Genomic DNA, 17,948 nt, shown 5'->3' with positions numbered 1-17,948 from the left:
AAAATGAAACGGGCGCCGTGAGGCGCCCGCGATGATCGCTTTGCGATATGCTGTTCTTACCAGCGGCCAAACGAGAAGCCGACGCTGAGCGGGCCGCCGCCGAAGCCGATGCCCGGTCCATAGCCATAGGCGCCGTAAGGGCGATAACCATAAGGCCGATATCCATAGCCGCCGCCGTAATAGGCCGGGCCGTAATAAGAGCGATAGACCGGCCGATAGCCGTAGCCATAACGCGGTCCGTAATAGGGGCGATAGCCATAATGCCGGTGGCCGAAATGGCGATGGTGTCCCCAGTGGCGGTGGCCGAAGTGATGATGGCGGTGGCCGTGCCAGTGGCGATGCTGCGAGCTGAAGTCCGTCAGCGGCGCCTTGTTCTGTGCGGCAGCCTTCGCGGGCGTTGCGGCCAGCGCAGGCGCTGCTGCGAATGTACCGCCGAGTGTCACAGTAGCAGCCATCAGAGCTGCGCCTACCCATGTCTTCATGATTGTCCTCGTTGAAGTCTCTTTTGTCGTCGCCTTGATCGCATAACGTTTCAAAGTGCTTCGATTTCCCGCGACAAGGGGACGCGGTGAAATGCGCGATGTGGAATGGCTCCACATCGCGCGATCTCGTTAGCGCCAGTGGTGGTGGCGGCGATGATGATGGAAGTGCGGACGATGCCAGCCGTGATGGCGGCGCACATGGTGCGGACGATGCCAGCCATGGTGACGGCGCACATGGTGGTGGCGATAGCCGTGACGATGATGGTGACGATACTGCACCTGGGTGGTCAGGCCTTCACCGGCCCCCTGCACCGTGGCCGCAACGCCCGGATTGTTGAGCGAGACCGCGTTCGCCTGCTGCGCCGGCGCGGCCACGAACATCAGGCCTGCGATGGCGGCAAGGCCGAATAGCTTTTTCAAGTTCACGTGTTCTCTCCTGATTCCGCGGGCATCTGAACGTGCACGCTGCATGGGGTTCATTGCCCATGTGATGACGCTAAGTCTCGGGAGGTGAACGCGAAATGAATATAAGCCGCGCGATATGCCGCACGGTTTTTGGTCGCAGAATAGGGAACGAAGGGATTGAAATGCGCGCGCACAAGCATGGTTGCGCGTGGTTCTGCGCGCGACGTGAAGCTGCGATGTCTGCGCTCAGCCGCGGCGCCAGTAGCAATTCGTGCGTGGCACGATCACGGTACCGCTCGGCCGATGTTCCTGCACGAGCTGGGCCGTGCAATCGCGCACGGCGTTCGGGCCCGGATTGTAGCGGGGATAGACGCCGCGGGTGTCGTCGTCGCGATAGATGCGGACGCGCGGGCGGGCGTTGCTGCTTTGGGCCGAGATGTCGGTCGAGCGCTTGGCGGACGGCGCGGTCTGCGCTGTGGCGCCGTCCATCGACAGGCTGCCGAGGGCCAGTGTCGCCACTGCCAAAGTTGCTGTCATGATCCGCATGCTACGCCCCAAACTGCCGTCGTTTTCTCGCCGCAAAGTCTCTGATTGAGGCGGTCGCGTCAACCGCCGCGGATGCCTTGCCAACAAAGCGAGATCGGCTAGACAGGAACCCATGTGGCATCAGGCAAAAGCTCCCGACCTCGCGGAAATGGAAGAGATGGCCCATGCCATGCTCGCCGTCCTGCCGGAGGATTTCCGCAAGCTCTGTGCGGGCGTGATCATCCGTGTCGATGATTTCCCCACCGATGAGGTGCTGGAAGAGCTGCAGGCGGAGACCGAATTCGACCTGCTCGGCCTGTTCCAGGGCGTTGGCCTGCCGTTCCAGTCGCAGGAGATCTCCGGCCAGATGCCCAACATGATCTGGCTGTATCGCCGCCCGATCCTGGATTATTGGGCCGAGCATGACGAAACCCTCGGCCACATCGTCCGCCACGTCCTGGTCCACGAAATCGGCCACCACTTCGGCCTCTCGGACGACGACATGGAGGCCATCGAGGCGCAGGTGACGGACTAGGGCGTGTCTTCGCCCAACACACCGTCCCTCATGGTGAGGAGGCGCGCCGTCCGCGCCGTCTCGAACCATGAACTGGCCAGGCTCCGAGCCCGCGGCCATCCCTTGCGAATGGCTACGCCATTCGCTGGGAGACGCCGCTGCGCGGCTCCTCAGGATGAGGGGCCTAGGCTAACCCGATCCCAGCACTGCAGAAATGCCGCTTGGAGCGCCCGCCCGATCGGGCTAAAAAACGCGCTCAATTCCGAGGACACGCTCATGGACAAGTTCACCACGCTGGAAGGCGTCGCAGCTCCGATGAAGGTGATCAATGTCGATACCGACATGATCATCCCGAAGCAGTATCTGAAGACCATCAAGCGCACCGGCCTCGGCAAGGGTCTTTTCGCGGATGCCCGTTACAATGACGATGGCAGCGAGAATCCGGATTTCGTGCTCAACAAGCCCGCTTATCGCCAGGCGAAGATTTTGGTGGGTGGCGATAATTTCGGTTGCGGTTCGTCGCGCGAGCACGCGCCGTGGGCGCTGCTGGATTTCGGCATCCGCTGCGTGATCTCGACCTCGTTCGGCGATATTTTCTACAACAACTGCTTCAAGAACGGCGTGCTGCCGATCCGCGTCTCGCAGACCGATCTCGACGCGCTGTTCGACGATGCCGAGCGCGGCGCCAATGCCATTGTCACCATCGATCTGCCGAACCAGGAGATCCGTGGCCCCGATGGCGGCACGGTGAAGTTCGAGATCGACCCGTTCCGCAAGCACTGCCTGATCAACGGCCTCGACGATATCGGCCTGACGATGGAGAAGAAGACCTCCATCGATGGGTACGAAGAGAAGCTGAAGAGCGAGCGCGCCTGGGCGTGAGCTGAGGCGTCAATGGCCTCCCTCCACGGAGCGAAGCGAATGGGGAGGGACCGCCGATAGGCGGGGGTGGGCACTCTCCCCACGTGACGTCGGAGTTTGGGGAAGCACCCCACCCGTCTCAAAGCTCGCTGAACGCTCGCTTTGATCCACCCTCCCCGCTGCGCGGCTTCGCCGCTTGGGGGAGGGAGAAGAAAGCCTTACCCCATCGCTGCGATCGCGTCCGCGATCGCAATCGTCCGCTTCGCCATCTCCGCATGCAGGCGCTCGACCATTTTGCCGTCCATCTGGATCGCGCCGCGGCTCGCATTTTCCGGCTGTTCGAAGGCCGCGATGATGCGGCGCGCCTGTGCGACTTCGTCCGCCGGCGGCGTGAACACCTTGTTGCTGGCGTCGATCTGCGCGGGATGAATCAGCGTCTTGCCGTCGAAGCCGATGTCGCGGCCCTGTTCGGCCTCGGCGATGAAGCCTTCATTGTCGTTGAAATTGCTGTAGGGCCCGTCGAGGATATCGAGGCCGTAAAGCCGTGCGGCCAGCACGCATTGGGTGATCATGCCGAGCATCGATGCGCGGCCGGGCGTCATCCGGATGCGCGTCTCGCGCGCGATGTCATTGGGCCCCCACACGAAGCCGGCGAGACGCACTTCCGCATCCCTGGAGCAGGCGGCGAGTTCTTCCACATGCAGGATCGCCCGCGAGGTCTCGATCATCGCCCAGACCTTGATCGACATGTCGGCATTGAGATCGCTGAGACGATCCGCCACCGCATTGAGATCCTCGATGCTGGACACCTTCGGCACCAGAATGCCGTCGGGCTTGGCCTTGGCAGCCATCGCGACGTCATCGATCCACCAGGGTGAATCCAGCGCATTGATGCGGACCAGCATTTCGCGCTTGCCGAAACCGCCTTTGCCCAGCGTTTCGGCGATGGCGTCGCGCGCGGTGCCTTTGGAATCCGGCGCCACGGCGTCTTCGAGATCCAGAATGATGCCGTCGGCCGCCACGGTCCGCGCCTTTTCCAGCGCACGCGGATTGGAGCCGGGCATGAACAAATGGCTGCGGCGCGGGCGGATCATGGCGTTGTTCCCTCGAAAACGGTGTCTGCTTATGGGCTTGGCAACCGCGATAGCATCTCAGATTGGCGTCCGGAAGGCTTGTTCGCAGCTGCGTGCTATGGTTATCCGTGTGAACCCACGAGGCACAACATGACCGCAACATTCCCGCAGCAACTTATCGCCGGCTATCAGACTTTTGCATCGGAGCGCCTGCCCACCGAACAGTCGCGCTTTCGCGAATTGTCCGAGAAGGGCCAGTTCCCGGAAGTGATGGTGATCGGCTGTTGCGACTCGCGCGTGTCGCCGGAGGTCATCTTCGATGCGTCGCCCGGCGAATTGTTCGTGGTGCGCAACATCGCCAATCTGGTGCCGCCCTATCAGCCCGACGGCAATGCCCACGGCGTCTCCGCCGCGCTGGAATATGCGGTGCAGGTGCTGAAGGTGAAGCACATCGTGGTGCTCGGCCACGCGCAATGCGGTGGTATCCGTGCGTTCGTCGACAAGGCCGCGCCGCTATCGCCGGGCGATTTCATCGGCCGCTGGATGTCGATGTTCACCAAGCCCGGCGAGACCGTGGAAATCCGCGATCACGAGACCATGCAGGATTTCGTCACGCGGATCGAAAAGGCCGCCGTGTTCCGCAGCCTTGAAAACCTGATGAGCTTCCCCTTCGTAAAGAAGCGCGTCGATGCCGGCGATCTCTTGCTGCACGGCGCCTATTTCGGCGTCGCCATCGGTTCGCTGTCGGTGCTGGACAAGGTGGAGAAGGTGTTCAAGCCGGTCGGGCAGGCGAAGTCGGCGGGGTGAATGGTGGGCAGAGAAGCCCCGCTGTCGTCACCCGACTTGATCGGGTGACCCGGTAGACACCGCACGGACTGAGTTTACTGGATCGCCCGGTCAAGCCGGGCGATGACAAGCCTACTTCTTGTTGTCTTTCTTGCCGTCGTGATCATCCGTATTCCAGCGATCCGACAGCGCCAGCAGCAGTGCTGACACCACGAACAGCAGATGAATCCCCGCGAGCCAGCCGAGTTTCTGCGGCTCGAACACGCCATCCAGATTCATGAAGGCCTTGAGCACCTGGATCGCCGAGATGGCGACGATGGAAGCCAGCAGCTTCTGCTTCAGTCCGGCGAAATCGACCTTGGTCATCCATTCCGGCCAGTCCGGATGGTTGCGCGGATCGATGCGCGAGACGAAATTCTCGTAGCCGGAAAATACGACGATCAGGATCAGATTGCCGGTGAGCGACAGATCGATCAAGCTCAGCACGCCCAGGATCGTGTCGGTCTCTTTGGCGGTCGGGGTATGCAGGACGAATTCGACGAGGGTGACGCCGAATTTGTAGAGCAGCGCGACGAGGGCGATGACGAGGCCGAGATAGAACGGCGCCATCAGCCAGCGGCTGTTGAACAGCACATGCTCGATGATCAGCTCGATCCCCCTGAGAAGGGGATGCGAACGACGCGGAGCCGATTCAGCTTCTTCTTGAGTCGGCTCCGACATCAGTTGCTTAGGCCGCCTTCTTCTTGGCGGTGATCAGCTTGCGGTTGATCAGGCTTTCCGCGATCTGCACGGCATTGAGTGCCGCGCCCTTGCGCAGGTTGTCCGACACGCACCACAGAACGAGACCGTTATCGACGGTCGCATCGGTGCGGATGCGGCTGATATAGGTCGCGTCTTCGCCGGCCGCCTCGTAAGGCGTGACGTAGCCACCGGGTTCGCGTTTGTCGATCACGAGGCAACCCGGCGCATTGCGCAGGATGTCACGGGCTTCGTCTTCCGAAATCGGATTCTCGAATTCGATATTGACCGCTTCGGAATGACCGACAAACACCGGCACGCGCACGCAGGTCGCGGACATCTTGATTTTGGGATCAAGAATCTTCTTGGTCTCCATCATCATCTTCCACTCTTCCTTGGTGTAGCCGTCTTCCATGAACACGTCGATCTGCGGGATCACGTTGAAGGCGATACGCTTCGGGAATTTGGTATTGACCAGTTCGGCATTGGTGTAGACGGCCTTGGTCTGCGAGAACAATTCGTCCATCGCATCCTTGCCGGCGCCCGACACAGACTGATAGGTCGAAACCACAACGCGCTTGATGGTCGCCTTGTCATGCAGCGGCTTCAGCGCCACCACGAGCTGCGCAGTCGAGCAGTTCGGGTTTGCGATGATGTTCTTCTTCGAGAAGCCATCGATCGCCGCGGCGTTCACTTCCGGCACGATCAGCGGCACGTCGGGATCCATGCGCCAGGTCGACGAATTGTCGATGACCACGGCACCGGCAGCGCCGATCTTCGGCGACCATTCCTTGGACACGGCTCCGCCGGCCGACATCAGGCAGATATCGACATCGCTGAAGTCGTAGGTCGCGAGGTCTTTGCATTTCAGGGTTTTGTCGCCGAAGGAAACCTCAACGCCCATGCTGCGGCGCGACGCAAGCGCCACGACCTCGTCAGCGGGGAATTTACGTTCGTCCAGGATGCTGAGCATTTCACGCCCGACATTGCCGGTCGCTCCGACCAGCGCGACTTTGTAACCCATCGTTCACTCTCCGAAGAAAAATGCCTTCGATCCGCCATCCGCGGAAACCGAAGCGCGAGCGCTTCTATGCGAGAAATCACGCAAACACAACGTTGTAAGCGTCCTCAGTGCCTTGATGCGTTCAAATCCGACAGCCCACAACCGCGAGCGCGAATTCGACTTCCGCCCGGCGGTGTATAGCTTCGCCGACGAATGCACGGCCGTGGCCGGACGCATGCTTGCCTATATGGGCTGTCTGGCGCTGCTTGCCATGGCTGCAGTGGCCGCATTCCAGCATCTGGAGCTGGACTGGACACCGGCTGCGGTTGCAAAGCCCGGCTGGACGGTGGCCGATCGCTCGTATCCCGCCTTCGCCGTCCGGCAGGCGGATGTGGCAGGAATTACAGCAGCTTATGAAATCCAGCGGCATCCCGCCGGCGGCCGCAAGGACATTTTGCGCTGGATGCCGGCTGAAGGACGGCCGATTGCCGAGCTCGAACTCTATCGTCTCGGCGGCGAAGCTCTGGAAGACACCTCTGTTGCTGACGTTGCTCTGAGGATGGACCCGAGCGGCCCGCGCGAAACGGTGGGCGAGGGGATCATCGACAGCAAATTCGGCCCGGTGGCGCTGTTCGGCTTTGCGGATCGCCGCCAGGACGCCAAGCGCTGCCTCGGCTTCACCCGCAATTGGGATGCGGCAAATCTCCGCATTTCCGGCTTTTCCTGCCAGGGCGAAGGCTTGCCGGCGCGCCGCGCGGCTGTCGCCTGCATGCTCGACCGTCTCATGCTTTTGACGGCCGGCGGCGAACCGAAGCTTGCAGAATTGTTCGCCCATGCCGAACTGAAGCGGACGGGCTGTGCGAGCAGCCCGGCATTGTCTGCGGCCGGTTCGGATTGGGTCACCGGCGCCCAGAACCCGCTTTTGCGGGGCAGCCTGTGACGATGCTGCGACCAAGACCTTGGAATGCATGCAACATTCGGCCACACCGCGCATTATTCTCCCAAGGTGTGGCCGGTTAGACCTTGTAGGGCTGCCATCCGGCCAGCTAAATTGCCGGGAACTTGCGAAATGCGATTCTTGACGAAGAATCAGAGTGCCAAGAGGACTAGATGACCTTGAAATTCTCCGCCGCCAAACTGACCGGTGCACTGCTCGCGGCGGCTGCCGTCATCACCATCGGCTTTGCGACCCCGGCCGATGCCCAGACCCAGACCAAGAAGCGCAAGCAGGTCACCGTCGATAGCGGCCGTTACAATTACGGCCCGCGCGGCCCGAACGTGTCCTACCAGCAGGGCCCGCGTACCCGCGTTTATATCTCGCGGCGTTCCTGGCTCGATGCCGGCACCGAAGTGCTGCCCGGCGACCGCAAGTTCACCGATTACGCCTATCCGCCCGGTCCGTCTTTCGGCACGCAGAACCTGAACCGCCCGATCGATCGCCAGCCGCTGTATAGCGACTACGATCTCGGTGGTTATCCGAACCGCATTCCGATCCCGTACTACTGAGAGCGGAACGATACCCGTACGAAAATGCCCGGCGTGAGCTGGGCATTTTTGTTTAGGGGAGCAACTCGTAAACTCTGCCCTCATCCTGAGGAGCGGTCGTCTTCGACCGCGTCTCGAAGGATGGCCGCAAGCGAGCGACCCGCCCCATGGTTCGAGACGCCCGCAAGAGGCGGGCTCCTCACCATGAGGCTCGCTTGTCTTCTTACTTACACAGCGCCTGCAGCTCAGCGAGCACAGCCTCACCCATCTGCGCCGTCGAGATGATCGTCGCGCCTTCCGACTTCAGATCGGCCGTGCGCAGCCCCTTCGCCAGCACGGCCGCAATCGCCTGATCGACCTTGTCGGCGAGATCGCCGAGATCCAGCGAATAGCGCAGCGCCATGCCGAAGGAGGCGATCATCGCCAGCGGATTGGCTTTGCCCTGGCCCGCAATGTCCGGTGCCGAACCATGCACCGGCTCATACATCGCCTTGCGCTTGCCGGTCTTGCTGTCGACTTCGCCGAGCGAGGCCGACGGCAGCATGCCCAGCGAGCCGGTCAGCATCGCTGCGATATCCGACAGCATGTCGCCGAACAGGTTGTCGGTGACGATGACGTCGAACTGCTTCGGCCACTTCACCAGATTCATGCCGCCGGAATCGGCGAGCTGGTGATCCAGCGTGACGTCCTTGTATTCGCGGCCATGCACCTGCGTCACGACCTCGTTCCACAGCACGCCGGACTTCATGACGTTGCGCTTCTCCATCGAGGTCACCTTGTTCTGGCGCTTGCGGGCCAGGTCGAAGGCGACGCGGGCGATGCGCTCGATCTCATAGGTGTCGTAGACCTGGGTATCGATGGCGCGCTTCTGGCCGTTGCCGAGATCGGTGATGGTCTTCGGTTCGCCGAAATAGACGCCGCCGGTGAGCTCGCGCACGATCATGATGTCGAGGCCCTCGACCACCTCGCGCTTCAGGCTCGAGGAATCCGCGAGCGCGGGATAACAGACCGCCGGGCGCAGATTGGCGAACAGGCCGAGATCCTTTCGCAGGCGCAGCAGGCCGGCTTCCGGGCGGTTCTCGTAGGCCACGCCGTCCCACTTCGGACCGCCGATGGCGCCGAAGATGATGGCGTCCGCCGCATCGGCCTTGGCCATGGTGGCATCGGTGATCGGCAGGCCGTCGGCATCGATGGATGCGCCGCCGACGAGGCCGGTCTCGGTGTCGAATTTGGCGATGCCCTGGGCATCCAGCCAGTCGATCAGGCGCGTCACCTCCGCCATCACTTCCGGGCCGATACCGTCGCCGGGGAGAACCAGCAGTTTATGCGCCGCCATGATCGTTTCCTTCTCTGACCATCGAATTTCGGGCGAGTGCTAAGCCGTCATTGCCATATTGGCAAGACAGCCTTGCTGCACGCGTCGATTGCAAGCGCCGCGAAAGCTGCGACAGTGCGTCCGGGAGACGCCTGACTTTGACCGACACTTCGCTTTCGCGCCGCAATCCGGCGTTGCTGATCCTTGCTTTGTCGCTTGCACCGGCCATCGGCCTTGGCATCGGCCGCTTCGTCTATTCGCTGGTGCTGCCGGATATGCGCGACAGCCTGCAATGGTCCTATTCGGCCGCGGGCTTCATGAATACCGTCAATGCCGCCGGCTATCTGCTCGGCGCACTCGCCGCTGCCGGCCTCGGCAAGCGCTACGGCCTGTTTGCGGTGCTCCAGCTCGGCACCGTCGCCTGTATCGCGTCGCTGCTGCTGTGCGGCGTCACGGCGGATTTCACGCTGCTGAGTATCGCCCGTTTCGTTACCGGCTTTGGCGCAGCAATTTCCTTCGTGGCCGGTGGTGCGCTGGCGGCAACCATCGGGCTGAAACATCCGGAGCGGTCGTCCTATCTGCTCAGCCTCTTCTATGCCGGGCCTGGCATCGGCATTCTGGTGTCCGGCCTGATCGCCCCCTTTGCGTTGCAGGGGTTTGGCGCGGGCTCGTGGTGGATCGTCTGGCTCGTGATCGGCCTCGTCTCGGTGGTGATGGGCCTGCCGCTGCTGCGGAAGCTGGTGGATGCCAGCGAAGGCACCTCGACTCAGGCTGCGCCTGCCGTCGCGATCCGGCCGATGTGGATTTTCCTCATCGCCTATTTCATGTTCGGCGCCGGCTATATCGCCTACATGACCTTCATGATCGCCTATGTGCGTGACGGCGGCGGCAGCGCGGTCGCGCAGAGCGCATTCTGGTGCGTGATCGGGGCGAGCTCATTTGCCTCGCCATGGCTGTGGCGCGGCGTGCTGGCGCGGGGCCAGAGCGGGCGGGCGATGGCGATCATTCTCGGTACCAATGCGGTGGGCGCGGCGATGCCATTGCTCGGCCATTCGCCGCTGGTGCTGGGTGTATCGGCCGCGGTGTTCGGTGTGTCATTCTTCGCCGTCGTTGCTGCGACGACCGCCTTCGTGCGCTTCAACTATCCGAAGGAGACCTGGCCGAAAGCGATCGCGGTGGTGACCATCGTGTTTGGTATCGGGCAGACGATGGGCCCGATCGTGGTGGGCGCGATTTCGGACGCGACGGGAAGTTTGACCTCGGCGCTGGTGGTATCAGCGGCGACGCTGGCAGTGGGCGCGGTGATGTCGGCGTTTCAGCAGGAGCTCAGCCATTCATCTCCATCCTCATCCTGAGGAGCGCGCTCCCGCGCGCGTCTCGAAGGATGGCCGCAATCTCTGAGCCATGCTAGCTCATGGTTCGAGACGGCGCTTCGCGCCTCCTCACCATGAGGGATAAAGCCTAGCTGTACTATCGGCGTTTCAGAAAGAGCTCAAAGCGTAGGATGGGTTGAGCGCAGCGATACCCATCACGGCCGGGCGCCTGTGGTGATGGGTATCGCTAACGCTCAACCCATCCTACGGCTGCAAAGCCTAGCTCCCGCTGAAATCGTTATATCCCTGGTCTTCCCAATAGCCGCCCTTGTAGTCATTCGTCACTTCGAGCGACGTCACATATTTCGGGTTCTTGAAACCGAGCTTGGTGGGCACCCGGACTTTCATGGGAAAGCCGAGCGACTGCGGCAGAGTCTTATTATCAAACTTGAATGTCATTTGCGTCTGCGCATGTAACGCAGTCGGCATATCGAGCGAGGTGTAATAATCCTCGGCGCAGCGGAAATGCACCCATTTCGCATTCGTGTCCGCGCCTATCAGTTTCAGGAAATCGCGCAGCGGCGTGCCCTGCCATGAGCCGATGGCGCTCCAGCCCTCGACGCAGATGTGGCGTGTGATTTGCGAGACTTCAGGCAGCTTGGTCAGTTCGTCCAGTGTCCATGATTTCTTGTTGTCGACGAGGCCGGACACTTCGAGCTTCCACTCCTTGCCGTCGATCTGCGGGGCTTCGTCTTCCGAGTAAAAGCCGTTGAACGGGAAGGGGCGGCGCACATCCTTCTCGGCATAGGTCGGCGCCAGCACATTCGGATTGAAGATCTTGGCCTGCACCATGTCGTTGAACTTGGAGATATGGGTCAGCAGGTTGTCCGCGGAGAGACTGTCCGAGACGTTGCAGCCGGTCAGCAGCGTCAGCGCGCCGAAGCTCGCGCCGGAAGCGATGAAGCGGCGGCGTGACAGATCAGGCATCAGCTTCACGGCGTCCTTGACCAGCAGCTGCTTGTCGACGCCGGGGATGATGAGCGAGCGCATTTTCTTCAGCATGACTGGCTCCTCAGCGTCCGATGATCATCGCGCGCAGGCTCTTCGGCACCAGCAGCGCCAGCGCCACATGGATGACGAGGAAGCCGACAATGGACGCCATCATCACGAAATGCACATAGCGCGCGGCATCGTAGCCGCCGAAGATCGCCGTGAGATATTGAAACTGGACTGGCTTCCAGATCGCGAGGCCGGACAGCACGATGAGAACGCCGACAATCAGGATGCCGGCATAAAGCAGCTTCTGCACCTGGTTATAGGTGGAGAGATCGGCGTGCGAGAGCTTGCCGGTAAGCGCGGCCTTGGTGTCATCGATCACGCCCGATGCGGAGATCGGCAGCAGCTTTCTACGGAAGCGCCCGGTGATGAAGCCCAGCGTCACATAGAGCAGGCCGTTGATCACCAGCAGCCACATGCCGGCGAGGTGCCACATGATGCCGCCGCCAAGCCATCCACCAAGCGTCACGCTGGGCGGGAATACGAAGCCGAACAGCGGCGAGGCATTGTAGATCTGCCAGCCCGACATGATCATGATCACCATGGCGACCGCATTGATCCAGTGCAGCACACGCACCCAGGCCGGCTGGATCACCTTGGCTGTGGTGGTGCCGGCAGGTTCGGTGCGTTCGTGATCGGCAGCGATGCTGGACATGGCGTGATCCGTGGTCTGGGCCTGTCCCGACATTACGGCGGGGATCGGCAATCGTCACGTTTGTCACATAAACCACCGCGTGAGTGGATTTATCCCGGTGATCACAAAAAAGCGAGCCAGGTTGCCCCGGCTCGCTCTCTGTCAGCGCGCGCAGCCCGGTTGGGGGTGCAGGATGCGCGCGTGATTGTGGTTCCTGGACTGTTTACGCCTTCGGCATCACGACAGTGTCAATGACGTGAATGACGCCGTTCGACTGGTTCACGTCGGGGATCGTGATGGTGGACGAACCACCCTTGGCATCGACGATCATGGCCTTGCCGCCCGACTTCTTCACCGTCAGCTGCTCGCCTTCCACGGTGGTGAGCTTCTGGCCGTCCTGAAGGTCAGCGGCGTTCAGCTTGCCCGGCACCACATGGTAGGTGAGGATCTTGGTCAGCGTCGCCTTGTTCTCGGGCTTCACCAGGGTCTCGACGGTGCCCTTCGGCAGCTTGCCGAAAGCGGCATTGGTCGGCGCGAATACGGTGAACGGGCCCGGGCCGGCGAGCGTGTCGACGAGGCCGGCAGCCTTCACGGCGGCGACCAGCGTGGTGTGGTCCTTCGAATTGACGGCGTTCTCGACGATGTTCTTCGACGGATACATCGGCGCGCCGCCGACCATCACGGTCTTCTCGCCCGACATTTCAGACTTCATCATCTTGTCTTTGGCCTGGGCCGGAGCAAGCACGGCGCCGGTGATGGCGAGGGTGCTGAATGCGACGGCCGACAGAAGTGCAATACGCTTGGACATGGATCGTCTCCCGGTTGTTCTTGGGCGGCCGGATGCACATGCACCGGCACGATGAAAGAGGCTTTCGACGAGGCCCGAAGTGGAGGTCGATGCGTCGTCGATGTCCGAGCTACGGGAGCTAAACAGGCCAGTTTCAGCCTATATTTTTCACGGCCTTTGAAACTTTCCAGCACGCGCCGCGTTCGCGCGCGCGTTGCGCAGGAGGGGCCGATCTTGGTAAGAAGCCGGACAATTTGACGCAATCGCAGGTCTCTCATAGGTGCGATTGTCTGGGCTCCTCATAACCGTGCGTGATCCTGACATGAATCTGTTCTCCCGCCTGTTCGACAACCTTGAAGATCCGAAGCGCCTCGCTATCGAGACGCCGGAGGGCGCGCATATCAGCTACGGCGATCTGATCGGCCTGGCGGGGCAGATGGCAAATGTGCTGGTATCGCGCGGCGTGAAGCCGGGCGACCGCGTTGCAGCACAGACCGAGAAGTCGGTGCCGGGCCTTGTCCTGTATCTCGCAACGGTGCGTGCCGGCGCGGTCTATCTTCCGCTCAACACGGCCTATACGCTGAACGAGCTCGATTACTTCATCACCGATGCCGAGCCGTCGCTGATCGTTTGCGATCCGTCGAAGAAGGACGGCATCGAAGCCATCGCCGCCAAGGTCGGCGCGAAGGTCGAGACGCTCGGCGCGGATGGCAAGGGCTCGCTGACGGATGCGGCCGAGAAAGAAAAGCCGGACTTCGCCACGATCGCGCGTGGCAATGATGATCTTGCCGCGATCCTTTACACGTCGGGGACGACAGGCCGCTCCAAGGGCGCGATGCTGAGCCACGATAATCTCGCATCCAATTCGCTCTCGCTCGTCGATTACTGGCGTTTCAGCAAGGACGACGTGCTGATCCATGCGCTGCCGATCTATCACACGCATGGTCTGTTCGTTGCGAGCAACGTCACGCTATTCTCGCGCGCGGCGATGATCTTCCTGCCGAAGCTCGATCCCGAGCGCATCATCCAGCTGATGGCGCGGTCGACGGTGCTGATGGGCGTGCCGACCTTCTATACGCGCCTGCTGCAGTCGCCGAACCTGTCGAAGGATACCTGCAGCCATATGCGGCTGCTCATTTCAGGCTCGGCGCCGCTGCTGGCCGATACGCATCGCGAATGGTTTGCGCGCACCGGCCACGCGGTGCTCGAGCGTTACGGCATGACCGAAACCAACATGAACACCTCGAACCCCTATGACGGCGAGCGCGTGCCGGGTGCGGTCGGCTTCCCGCTGCCTGGCGTGTCCGTGCGCGTCACCGATCCGGAAACCGGGAAGGAATTCGAGAAAGACACCATCGGCATGATCGAGGTGAAGGGCCCGAATGTGTTCAAGGGCTATTGGCGTATGCCGGAAAAGACCAAGTCGGAATTCCGCGACGATGGTTTCTTCATCACCGGCGATCTCGGCAAGATCGACGCCAAGGGCTATGTGCACATTCTCGGCCGCGGCAAGGATCTGGTGATCTCCGGCGGCTTCAATGTGTATCCCAAGGAAATCGAAAGCGAGATCGATGCCATGCCGGGCGTGGTGGAAAGCGCCGTGATCGGCGTGCCGCATGCGGATTTCGGCGAGGGTGTCACGGCCGTGGTGGTGAGCGACAAGAAGACGGCGCTGGATGAAGCGGGCGTCATCAAGGCGCTTGATGGCCAGATCGCCAAATTCAAGATGCCGAAGCGCGTGATCTTCGTGGACGACCTGCCGCGCAATACGATGGGCAAGGTGCAGAAGAACGTGCTGCGCGAGACGTACAAGGATATCTACAAGAAGTAACTCCACCCCTCATGGTGAGGAGCGCGCCTGTTGGCGCGCGTCTCGAACCATGAGCTGGCTGGGCTCGGAGCTTGCCGCCATCCTTCGAGACGCCGCGCGTTGCGCGGCTCCTCAGGATGAGGGTGGGGTGTGGTGTATGTCAGATCAATGCGCTGTCGCCAGCGCGCATGCTGAATTCATATCTGTCTCGATCTGGATCGTCGTGTGTTCGATCCCGAAATCGCGCTTCAGCCGCGCGCAGACATCCATCAGATACGCATCACCCGGCGCGCCGGATGGAATGACGAGATGACAGGTCAGCGCCACCTCGGTGGTGCTCATCGGCCAGATATGCAGGTCATGCACCTGCGCCACGCCTGGGCACTTCTCCAGATAGGCGCGCACCGCGACCGGATCGATCCCACGCGGCACGGCGGCCAGCGACATCGCGGTGGAATCGCGGAGCAGGCTCCATGTGCCCCAGACGATCAGCACGCAGATCACAAGGCTGGTGACGGCATCGATCCACAGCCAGCCGGTGAACATAATGACGATGGCGGCGATGACGACGCCGACAGATACCGCAGCATCCGCAACCATGTGCAGATAGGCGCCACGGATATTGAGATCGCTGTCGCGGCCGGAGGCGAACAGCCAGGCGGTGACGCCATTGATGGCGATGCCGATGCTGGCGACCACGATGACGGTGATTTCGGTCACGGGTTCCGGATTGAACAGCCGATGCACGGCCTCCCAGGCGATCGCGCCAACGGCGACCAGCAGGAACACAGCGTTGAACAATGCGGCGAGAATCGACGAGCCCTTGAGGCCGTAAGTGAAACGCGGCGTGGCGGCGCGCTTTGACAACACAGCGGCGGTCCATGCCGCGATCAGCCCGAGGACGTCGGAGAGATTGTGCCCAGCGTCTGCAACCAGCGCCATCGAGCCCGACGCATAGCCATAGACGGCTTCGACTACGACGAAGACGGTGTTGAGCGTGATGCCGATGGCAAAGGCCTTGCCGAAGCTTGCCGGCGCATGGACGTGTCCACCGGGGCCATGTGAATGTCCGGCATGGTCGTCGTGATCATGCGCATGATCGTGGTTGTGATCGTGAGCCATGCGGCATCCATAACAAGACTGCGTATGGATACTATTACGGATAGTATTACGCGGGGCTGTAGGGCGGATAAGCGAAGCGTCATCCGCCGCGGAGTTTCAGCTTTGAGCTCGGCCGGCGGATGACGCCTTCGGCTCATCCGCCCTCCGCATTACAGCAGCGCCACCACGAACCTGCTTCCCACGATGAACAGATAAGCCCCGAACGCGATCTCCAGCGTGCGCTTGGACATCGCATGCGCCGCCTTCACGCCGAGCGGCGCGGTGAGCAGGCTGGTCGGCATCACCAGCACGGCGCCAATCAGCGAGACATAGCCGAGCGCGAAGGGCAGTTGCAGCGGCGCGACGTCGGGATAGGTCGCGGCCGCCGGCCAGCCGGCATAGATGTAACCGAGCGCCCCGGGGATCGAGATCAGCACCGCCAGCGCGGAGGAGGTCGCTACCGCCTGATGGATCGGGCGGCCGTAAAAAGTCATCAGCAGGTTTGAAAACAATCCGCCGCCGATGCCCATCAGGGTCGAGAGCAGGCCGACAAAGAAGCCATAGACCTTCATCAGCGGCCCATCGGGCAGGTCGTCGCCGAGTTTCCACCCCTCACGAGCGAATAGCAGCCGTGCAGCAGCGGACCAGGCCACCACCACGAAGACGATCTTGAACAGCCTTTCGGGGGCAAAGCGGGCGGTTACGCTGCCCACGGCGACGCCGACCAGGATCGGCAGCCACCACTTGCGCAGGATCTCCATGTCCACTGCACCGCGGGCAAGGTGGGCGCGGAACGAGCGCAGCGAGGTCGGGATGATAATGGCCAGTGACGTGCCGATGCAGAGCGGCATCCGCACCTCCAGAGGCACCCCGGCAATGCGAAAACACTCGTAAAATACGGGCACAAGAATGGCTCCGCCGCCGATCCCGAACACCCCGGCAAGGAAACCGCTCAGTCCACCCACCGCCACCAGAAGGACCGCAAGTTCGACAACTTCGGTGATACTCAGGCCTGCCATTTCCCGCCCCGATTTATATTTGCAATCGCGCCATAAAGCTTGCCTGAATCGCGCTTCATCGGCTGTGCGCCCGTGGCATGCCAAGTGTCAATCCCGCCGCGCGCGATGCTGATTTCAAACTCTGAACACGCATTCCGATTATGTCATTTCGCGATTGCACTCGCCGTATCGACTTCGTAAATAGAATTGCTCTACGCGATCCCATATCGAGCAGAGTTTGCCCATTAACCTGTCAAAGTTGTTGAATGGCCACCAGGATCGAACGCCCCCTTTCGCCACATCTGCAAATCTATCGCGTGACGCTGACGATGGCCCTGTCCATCATCCATCGCGCGACGGGTATTGCCTTGTATTTCGGCACCCTGCTGCTTGTCTGGTGGCTGATCGCCGCCGCGTCAGGCCCCGCAGCCTACGCATATGTGCAGGCCTTTGCCGGCAGCATCATCGGCCGCCTGATCGCCTTTGGCTACACATGGGCACTGGTCCATCACGCCATGAGCGGCATCCGCTATCTGGTCTGGGACCTCGGCTATGGCTTCAAGCCGACCGAGCGTGAATGGCTGACCCGCGCGGCGCTGATCGCCGGCATCGTCATCACCATCCTGCTTTGGGTCGTGGCCTATATGAGCGGAGGCGCACGATGAGCGGCAATTCGCAGAAATCCATGCGCACGCCGCTCGGCCGCGTCCGCAACCACGGTTCGGGCCATTCCGGCACGTCGGATCATTGGCGCCAGCGCACCTCTGCCGTGGCCATGCTGCTGCTCCTGGTCCCGATCGTTTTTATCGTCATGTCGCTGCTTGGCCGCAATCAGGCGGGGGCCGCGCAGATCCTCGGTTCGCCGCTGGTCGCCATCATCCTGCTGCTCTTCATCGTCGCCAGCGTGGTGCATATGAAGATCGGCATGCAGATCGTGATCGAAGACTATGTGCATGACGAGAAGCTGAAGCTGGTTTGCGCGATCGCCAACAACTTCTTCGCCGCTGTCGTGTCGCTGGCCTCGGCTTACGCCATTTTCAAACTATCATCTGGAGTGTAGCG

At 61.6% G+C, this 17,948-nt stretch carries 21 protein-coding genes; 9 read left to right on the top strand and 12 right to left on the bottom strand.

The genetic code is table 11. The annotated features are described in order from the left end of the window. Nucleotides 1–56 precede the first annotated feature (56 nt). The 3 genes from AC1RQ5_RS02430 to AC1RQ5_RS02420 all read right to left on the bottom strand — a co-directional run bounded on the left by AC1RQ5_RS02430 (nt 57) and on the right by AC1RQ5_RS02420 (nt 1,424). On the bottom strand, nt 57–482 hold the full coding sequence (locus AC1RQ5_RS02430; protein ID WP_398480248.1) for a hypothetical protein: 426 nt from the start codon (nt 480–482) through the stop codon (nt 57–59). Nucleotides 483–611: 129 nt separating this feature from the next. After that, nucleotides 612–908 (bottom strand): hypothetical protein, encoded by a 297-nt coding sequence (locus AC1RQ5_RS02425; protein ID WP_398480250.1) that lies wholly within the window; start codon nt 906–908, stop codon nt 612–614. A gap of 225 nt (nt 909–1,133) precedes the next feature. Then, nucleotides 1,134–1,424 carry a hypothetical protein gene (locus AC1RQ5_RS02420; protein ID WP_493196966.1) on the bottom strand — a complete coding sequence of 97 codons (291 nt, stop codon included), beginning with the start codon at nt 1,422–1,424 and terminating at the stop codon, nt 1,134–1,136. Between the two features lie 121 nt (nt 1,425–1,545). Between AC1RQ5_RS02420 and AC1RQ5_RS02415 the strand changes: the two genes are divergently transcribed. Beyond that, nucleotides 1,546–1,947, top strand: a complete 402-nt coding sequence (locus AC1RQ5_RS02415; RefSeq protein WP_398480254.1) for a metallopeptidase family protein — start codon at nt 1,546–1,548, stop codon at nt 1,945–1,947. A gap of 255 nt (nt 1,948–2,202) precedes the next feature. After that, complete coding sequence (gene leuD / locus AC1RQ5_RS02410) at nt 2,203–2,808, top strand: 3-isopropylmalate dehydratase small subunit (RefSeq protein ID WP_398480256.1); 606 nt, start codon at nt 2,203–2,205, stop codon at nt 2,806–2,808. 197 nt (nt 2,809–3,005) lie between these two features. Here the strand turns inward: leuD and AC1RQ5_RS02405 are convergent, their stop codons facing one another. Beyond that, nucleotides 3,006–3,881: an HpcH/HpaI aldolase/citrate lyase family protein gene (locus tag AC1RQ5_RS02405; protein WP_398480258.1), complete on the bottom strand. Its 876-nt coding sequence runs from the start codon at nt 3,879–3,881 to the stop codon at nt 3,006–3,008. 129 nt (nt 3,882–4,010) lie between these two features. Here AC1RQ5_RS02405 and AC1RQ5_RS02400 point away from each other — a divergent pair, with 129 nt between their 5' ends. Then, nucleotides 4,011–4,667 (top strand): carbonic anhydrase, encoded by a 657-nt coding sequence (locus AC1RQ5_RS02400; protein WP_493196965.1) that lies wholly within the window; start codon nt 4,011–4,013, stop codon nt 4,665–4,667. Nucleotides 4,668–4,778: 111 nt separating this feature from the next. On the opposite strand, the gene AC1RQ5_RS02395 is transcribed toward AC1RQ5_RS02400, so the two are convergent. Further along, nucleotides 4,779–5,366, bottom strand: a complete 588-nt coding sequence (locus AC1RQ5_RS02395) for a TIGR00645 family protein (RefSeq protein ID WP_398480262.1) — start codon at nt 5,364–5,366, stop codon at nt 4,779–4,781. A 7-nt stretch (nt 5,367–5,373) separates the two neighbouring features. After that, a complete protein-coding gene (locus tag AC1RQ5_RS02390; protein WP_398480264.1) occupies nt 5,374–6,408 on the bottom strand; it encodes an aspartate-semialdehyde dehydrogenase in 1,035 nt (344 codons plus the stop codon). Nucleotides 6,409–6,523: 115 nt separating this feature from the next. Here AC1RQ5_RS02390 and AC1RQ5_RS02385 point away from each other — a divergent pair, with 115 nt between their 5' ends. After that, nucleotides 6,524–7,327, top strand: a complete 804-nt coding sequence (locus AC1RQ5_RS02385; protein ID WP_493196964.1) for a hypothetical protein — start codon at nt 6,524–6,526, stop codon at nt 7,325–7,327. A 170-nt stretch (nt 7,328–7,497) separates the two neighbouring features. Then, on the top strand, nt 7,498–7,893 hold the full coding sequence (locus tag AC1RQ5_RS02380) for a hypothetical protein (RefSeq protein ID WP_398480269.1): 396 nt from the start codon (nt 7,498–7,500) through the stop codon (nt 7,891–7,893). 202 nt (nt 7,894–8,095) lie between these two features. On the opposite strand, the gene leuB is transcribed toward AC1RQ5_RS02380, so the two are convergent. Then, a complete protein-coding gene (leuB, locus tag AC1RQ5_RS02375; protein ID WP_493196963.1) occupies nt 8,096–9,208 on the bottom strand; it encodes a 3-isopropylmalate dehydrogenase in 1,113 nt (370 codons plus the stop codon). 131 nt (nt 9,209–9,339) lie between these two features. Between leuB and AC1RQ5_RS02370 the strand changes: the two genes are divergently transcribed. Then, nucleotides 9,340–10,542 (top strand): YbfB/YjiJ family MFS transporter, encoded by a 1,203-nt coding sequence (locus AC1RQ5_RS02370; protein ID WP_493203260.1) that lies wholly within the window; start codon nt 9,340–9,342, stop codon nt 10,540–10,542. Between the two features lie 237 nt (nt 10,543–10,779). On the opposite strand, the gene AC1RQ5_RS02365 is transcribed toward AC1RQ5_RS02370, so the two are convergent. The 3 genes from AC1RQ5_RS02365 to AC1RQ5_RS02355 form a co-directional block, all read right to left on the bottom strand. After that, the gene (locus AC1RQ5_RS02365) at nt 10,780–11,562 is read right to left on the bottom strand and encodes a molybdopterin-dependent oxidoreductase (protein WP_398480273.1); all 783 of its coding nucleotides are present in this window, start codon (nt 11,560–11,562) and stop codon (nt 10,780–10,782) included. A gap of 10 nt (nt 11,563–11,572) precedes the next feature. Beyond that, a complete protein-coding gene (locus AC1RQ5_RS02360; RefSeq protein ID WP_493196962.1) occupies nt 11,573–12,211 on the bottom strand; it encodes a cytochrome b/b6 domain-containing protein in 639 nt (212 codons plus the stop codon). Between the two features lie 202 nt (nt 12,212–12,413). Continuing rightward, nucleotides 12,414–12,998, bottom strand: a complete 585-nt coding sequence (locus AC1RQ5_RS02355) for a fasciclin domain-containing protein (RefSeq protein WP_398480277.1) — start codon at nt 12,996–12,998, stop codon at nt 12,414–12,416. Nucleotides 12,999–13,299: 301 nt separating this feature from the next. Between AC1RQ5_RS02355 and AC1RQ5_RS02350 the strand changes: the two genes are divergently transcribed. Continuing rightward, the gene (locus AC1RQ5_RS02350; protein ID WP_493196961.1) at nt 13,300–14,808 is read left to right on the top strand and encodes a malonate--CoA ligase; all 1,509 of its coding nucleotides are present in this window, start codon (nt 13,300–13,302) and stop codon (nt 14,806–14,808) included. A 144-nt stretch (nt 14,809–14,952) separates the two neighbouring features. On the opposite strand, the gene AC1RQ5_RS02345 is transcribed toward AC1RQ5_RS02350, so the two are convergent. After that, nucleotides 14,953–15,909 (bottom strand): cation diffusion facilitator family transporter, encoded by a 957-nt coding sequence (locus tag AC1RQ5_RS02345; RefSeq protein WP_493196960.1) that lies wholly within the window; start codon nt 15,907–15,909, stop codon nt 14,953–14,955. Nucleotides 15,910–16,058: 149 nt separating this feature from the next. Beyond that, a complete protein-coding gene (locus AC1RQ5_RS02340; protein ID WP_398480283.1) occupies nt 16,059–16,907 on the bottom strand; it encodes a sulfite exporter TauE/SafE family protein in 849 nt (282 codons plus the stop codon). A gap of 245 nt (nt 16,908–17,152) precedes the next feature. On the opposite strand from AC1RQ5_RS02340, the gene sdhC reads away from it, so the two are divergent. Continuing rightward, entirely contained in the window at nt 17,153–17,551 is a 399-nt protein-coding gene (gene sdhC / locus AC1RQ5_RS02335; RefSeq protein WP_398480285.1) for a succinate dehydrogenase, cytochrome b556 subunit, read from the top strand. Nucleotides 17,552–17,571: 20 nt separating this feature from the next. Beyond that, a complete protein-coding gene (gene sdhD, locus AC1RQ5_RS02330) occupies nt 17,572–17,946 on the top strand; it encodes a succinate dehydrogenase, hydrophobic membrane anchor protein (protein WP_398480321.1) in 375 nt (124 codons plus the stop codon). Nucleotides 17,947–17,948: the final 2 nt, after the last annotated feature.

The organism is Tardiphaga sp. GW821-FHT12E02, from assembly GCF_058807155.1.
The sequence above is the reverse complement of the archived record's forward strand: the minus strand, read 5'-3'. Positions and strand labels throughout refer to the sequence as shown.

Bases quoted from the DNA above. Each gene is read 5' to 3' on its own strand.
- AC1RQ5_RS02430 (WP_398480248.1), bottom strand. From the start codon at position 482: ATGAAGACATGGGTAGGCGCAGCTCTGATGGCTGCTACTGTGACACTC.
- AC1RQ5_RS02420 (WP_493196966.1), bottom strand. From the start codon at position 1,424: ATGACAGCAACTTTGGCAGTGGCGACACTGGCCCTCGGCAGCCTGTCG.
- AC1RQ5_RS02415 (WP_398480254.1), top strand. From the start codon at position 1,546: ATGTGGCATCAGGCAAAAGCTCCCGACCTCGCGGAAATGGAAGAGATG.
- leuD (WP_398480256.1), top strand. From the start codon at position 2,203: ATGGACAAGTTCACCACGCTGGAAGGCGTCGCAGCTCCGATGAAGGTG.
- AC1RQ5_RS02405 (WP_398480258.1), bottom strand. From the start codon at position 3,881: ATGATCCGCCCGCGCCGCAGCCATTTGTTCATGCCCGGCTCCAATCCG.
- AC1RQ5_RS02400 (WP_493196965.1), top strand. From the start codon at position 4,011: ATGACCGCAACATTCCCGCAGCAACTTATCGCCGGCTATCAGACTTTT.
- AC1RQ5_RS02395 (WP_398480262.1), bottom strand. From the start codon at position 5,366: ATGTCGGAGCCGACTCAAGAAGAAGCTGAATCGGCTCCGCGTCGTTCG.
- AC1RQ5_RS02390 (WP_398480264.1), bottom strand. From the start codon at position 6,408: ATGGGTTACAAAGTCGCGCTGGTCGGAGCGACCGGCAATGTCGGGCGT.
- AC1RQ5_RS02385 (WP_493196964.1), top strand. From the start codon at position 6,524: ATGCGTTCAAATCCGACAGCCCACAACCGCGAGCGCGAATTCGACTTC.
- AC1RQ5_RS02380 (WP_398480269.1), top strand. From the start codon at position 7,498: ATGACCTTGAAATTCTCCGCCGCCAAACTGACCGGTGCACTGCTCGCG.
- leuB (WP_493196963.1), bottom strand. From the start codon at position 9,208: ATGGCGGCGCATAAACTGCTGGTTCTCCCCGGCGACGGTATCGGCCCG.
- AC1RQ5_RS02365 (WP_398480273.1), bottom strand. From the start codon at position 11,562: ATGCTGAAGAAAATGCGCTCGCTCATCATCCCCGGCGTCGACAAGCAG.
- AC1RQ5_RS02360 (WP_493196962.1), bottom strand. From the start codon at position 12,211: ATGTCCAGCATCGCTGCCGATCACGAACGCACCGAACCTGCCGGCACC.
- AC1RQ5_RS02355 (WP_398480277.1), bottom strand. From the start codon at position 12,998: ATGTCCAAGCGTATTGCACTTCTGTCGGCCGTCGCATTCAGCACCCTC.
- AC1RQ5_RS02350 (WP_493196961.1), top strand. From the start codon at position 13,300: ATGAATCTGTTCTCCCGCCTGTTCGACAACCTTGAAGATCCGAAGCGC.
- AC1RQ5_RS02345 (WP_493196960.1), bottom strand. From the start codon at position 15,909: ATGGCTCACGATCACAACCACGATCATGCGCATGATCACGACGACCAT.
- AC1RQ5_RS02340 (WP_398480283.1), bottom strand. From the start codon at position 16,907: ATGGCAGGCCTGAGTATCACCGAAGTTGTCGAACTTGCGGTCCTTCTG.
- sdhC (WP_398480285.1), top strand. From the start codon at position 17,153: ATGGCCACCAGGATCGAACGCCCCCTTTCGCCACATCTGCAAATCTAT.
- sdhD (WP_398480321.1), top strand. From the start codon at position 17,572: ATGCGCACGCCGCTCGGCCGCGTCCGCAACCACGGTTCGGGCCATTCC.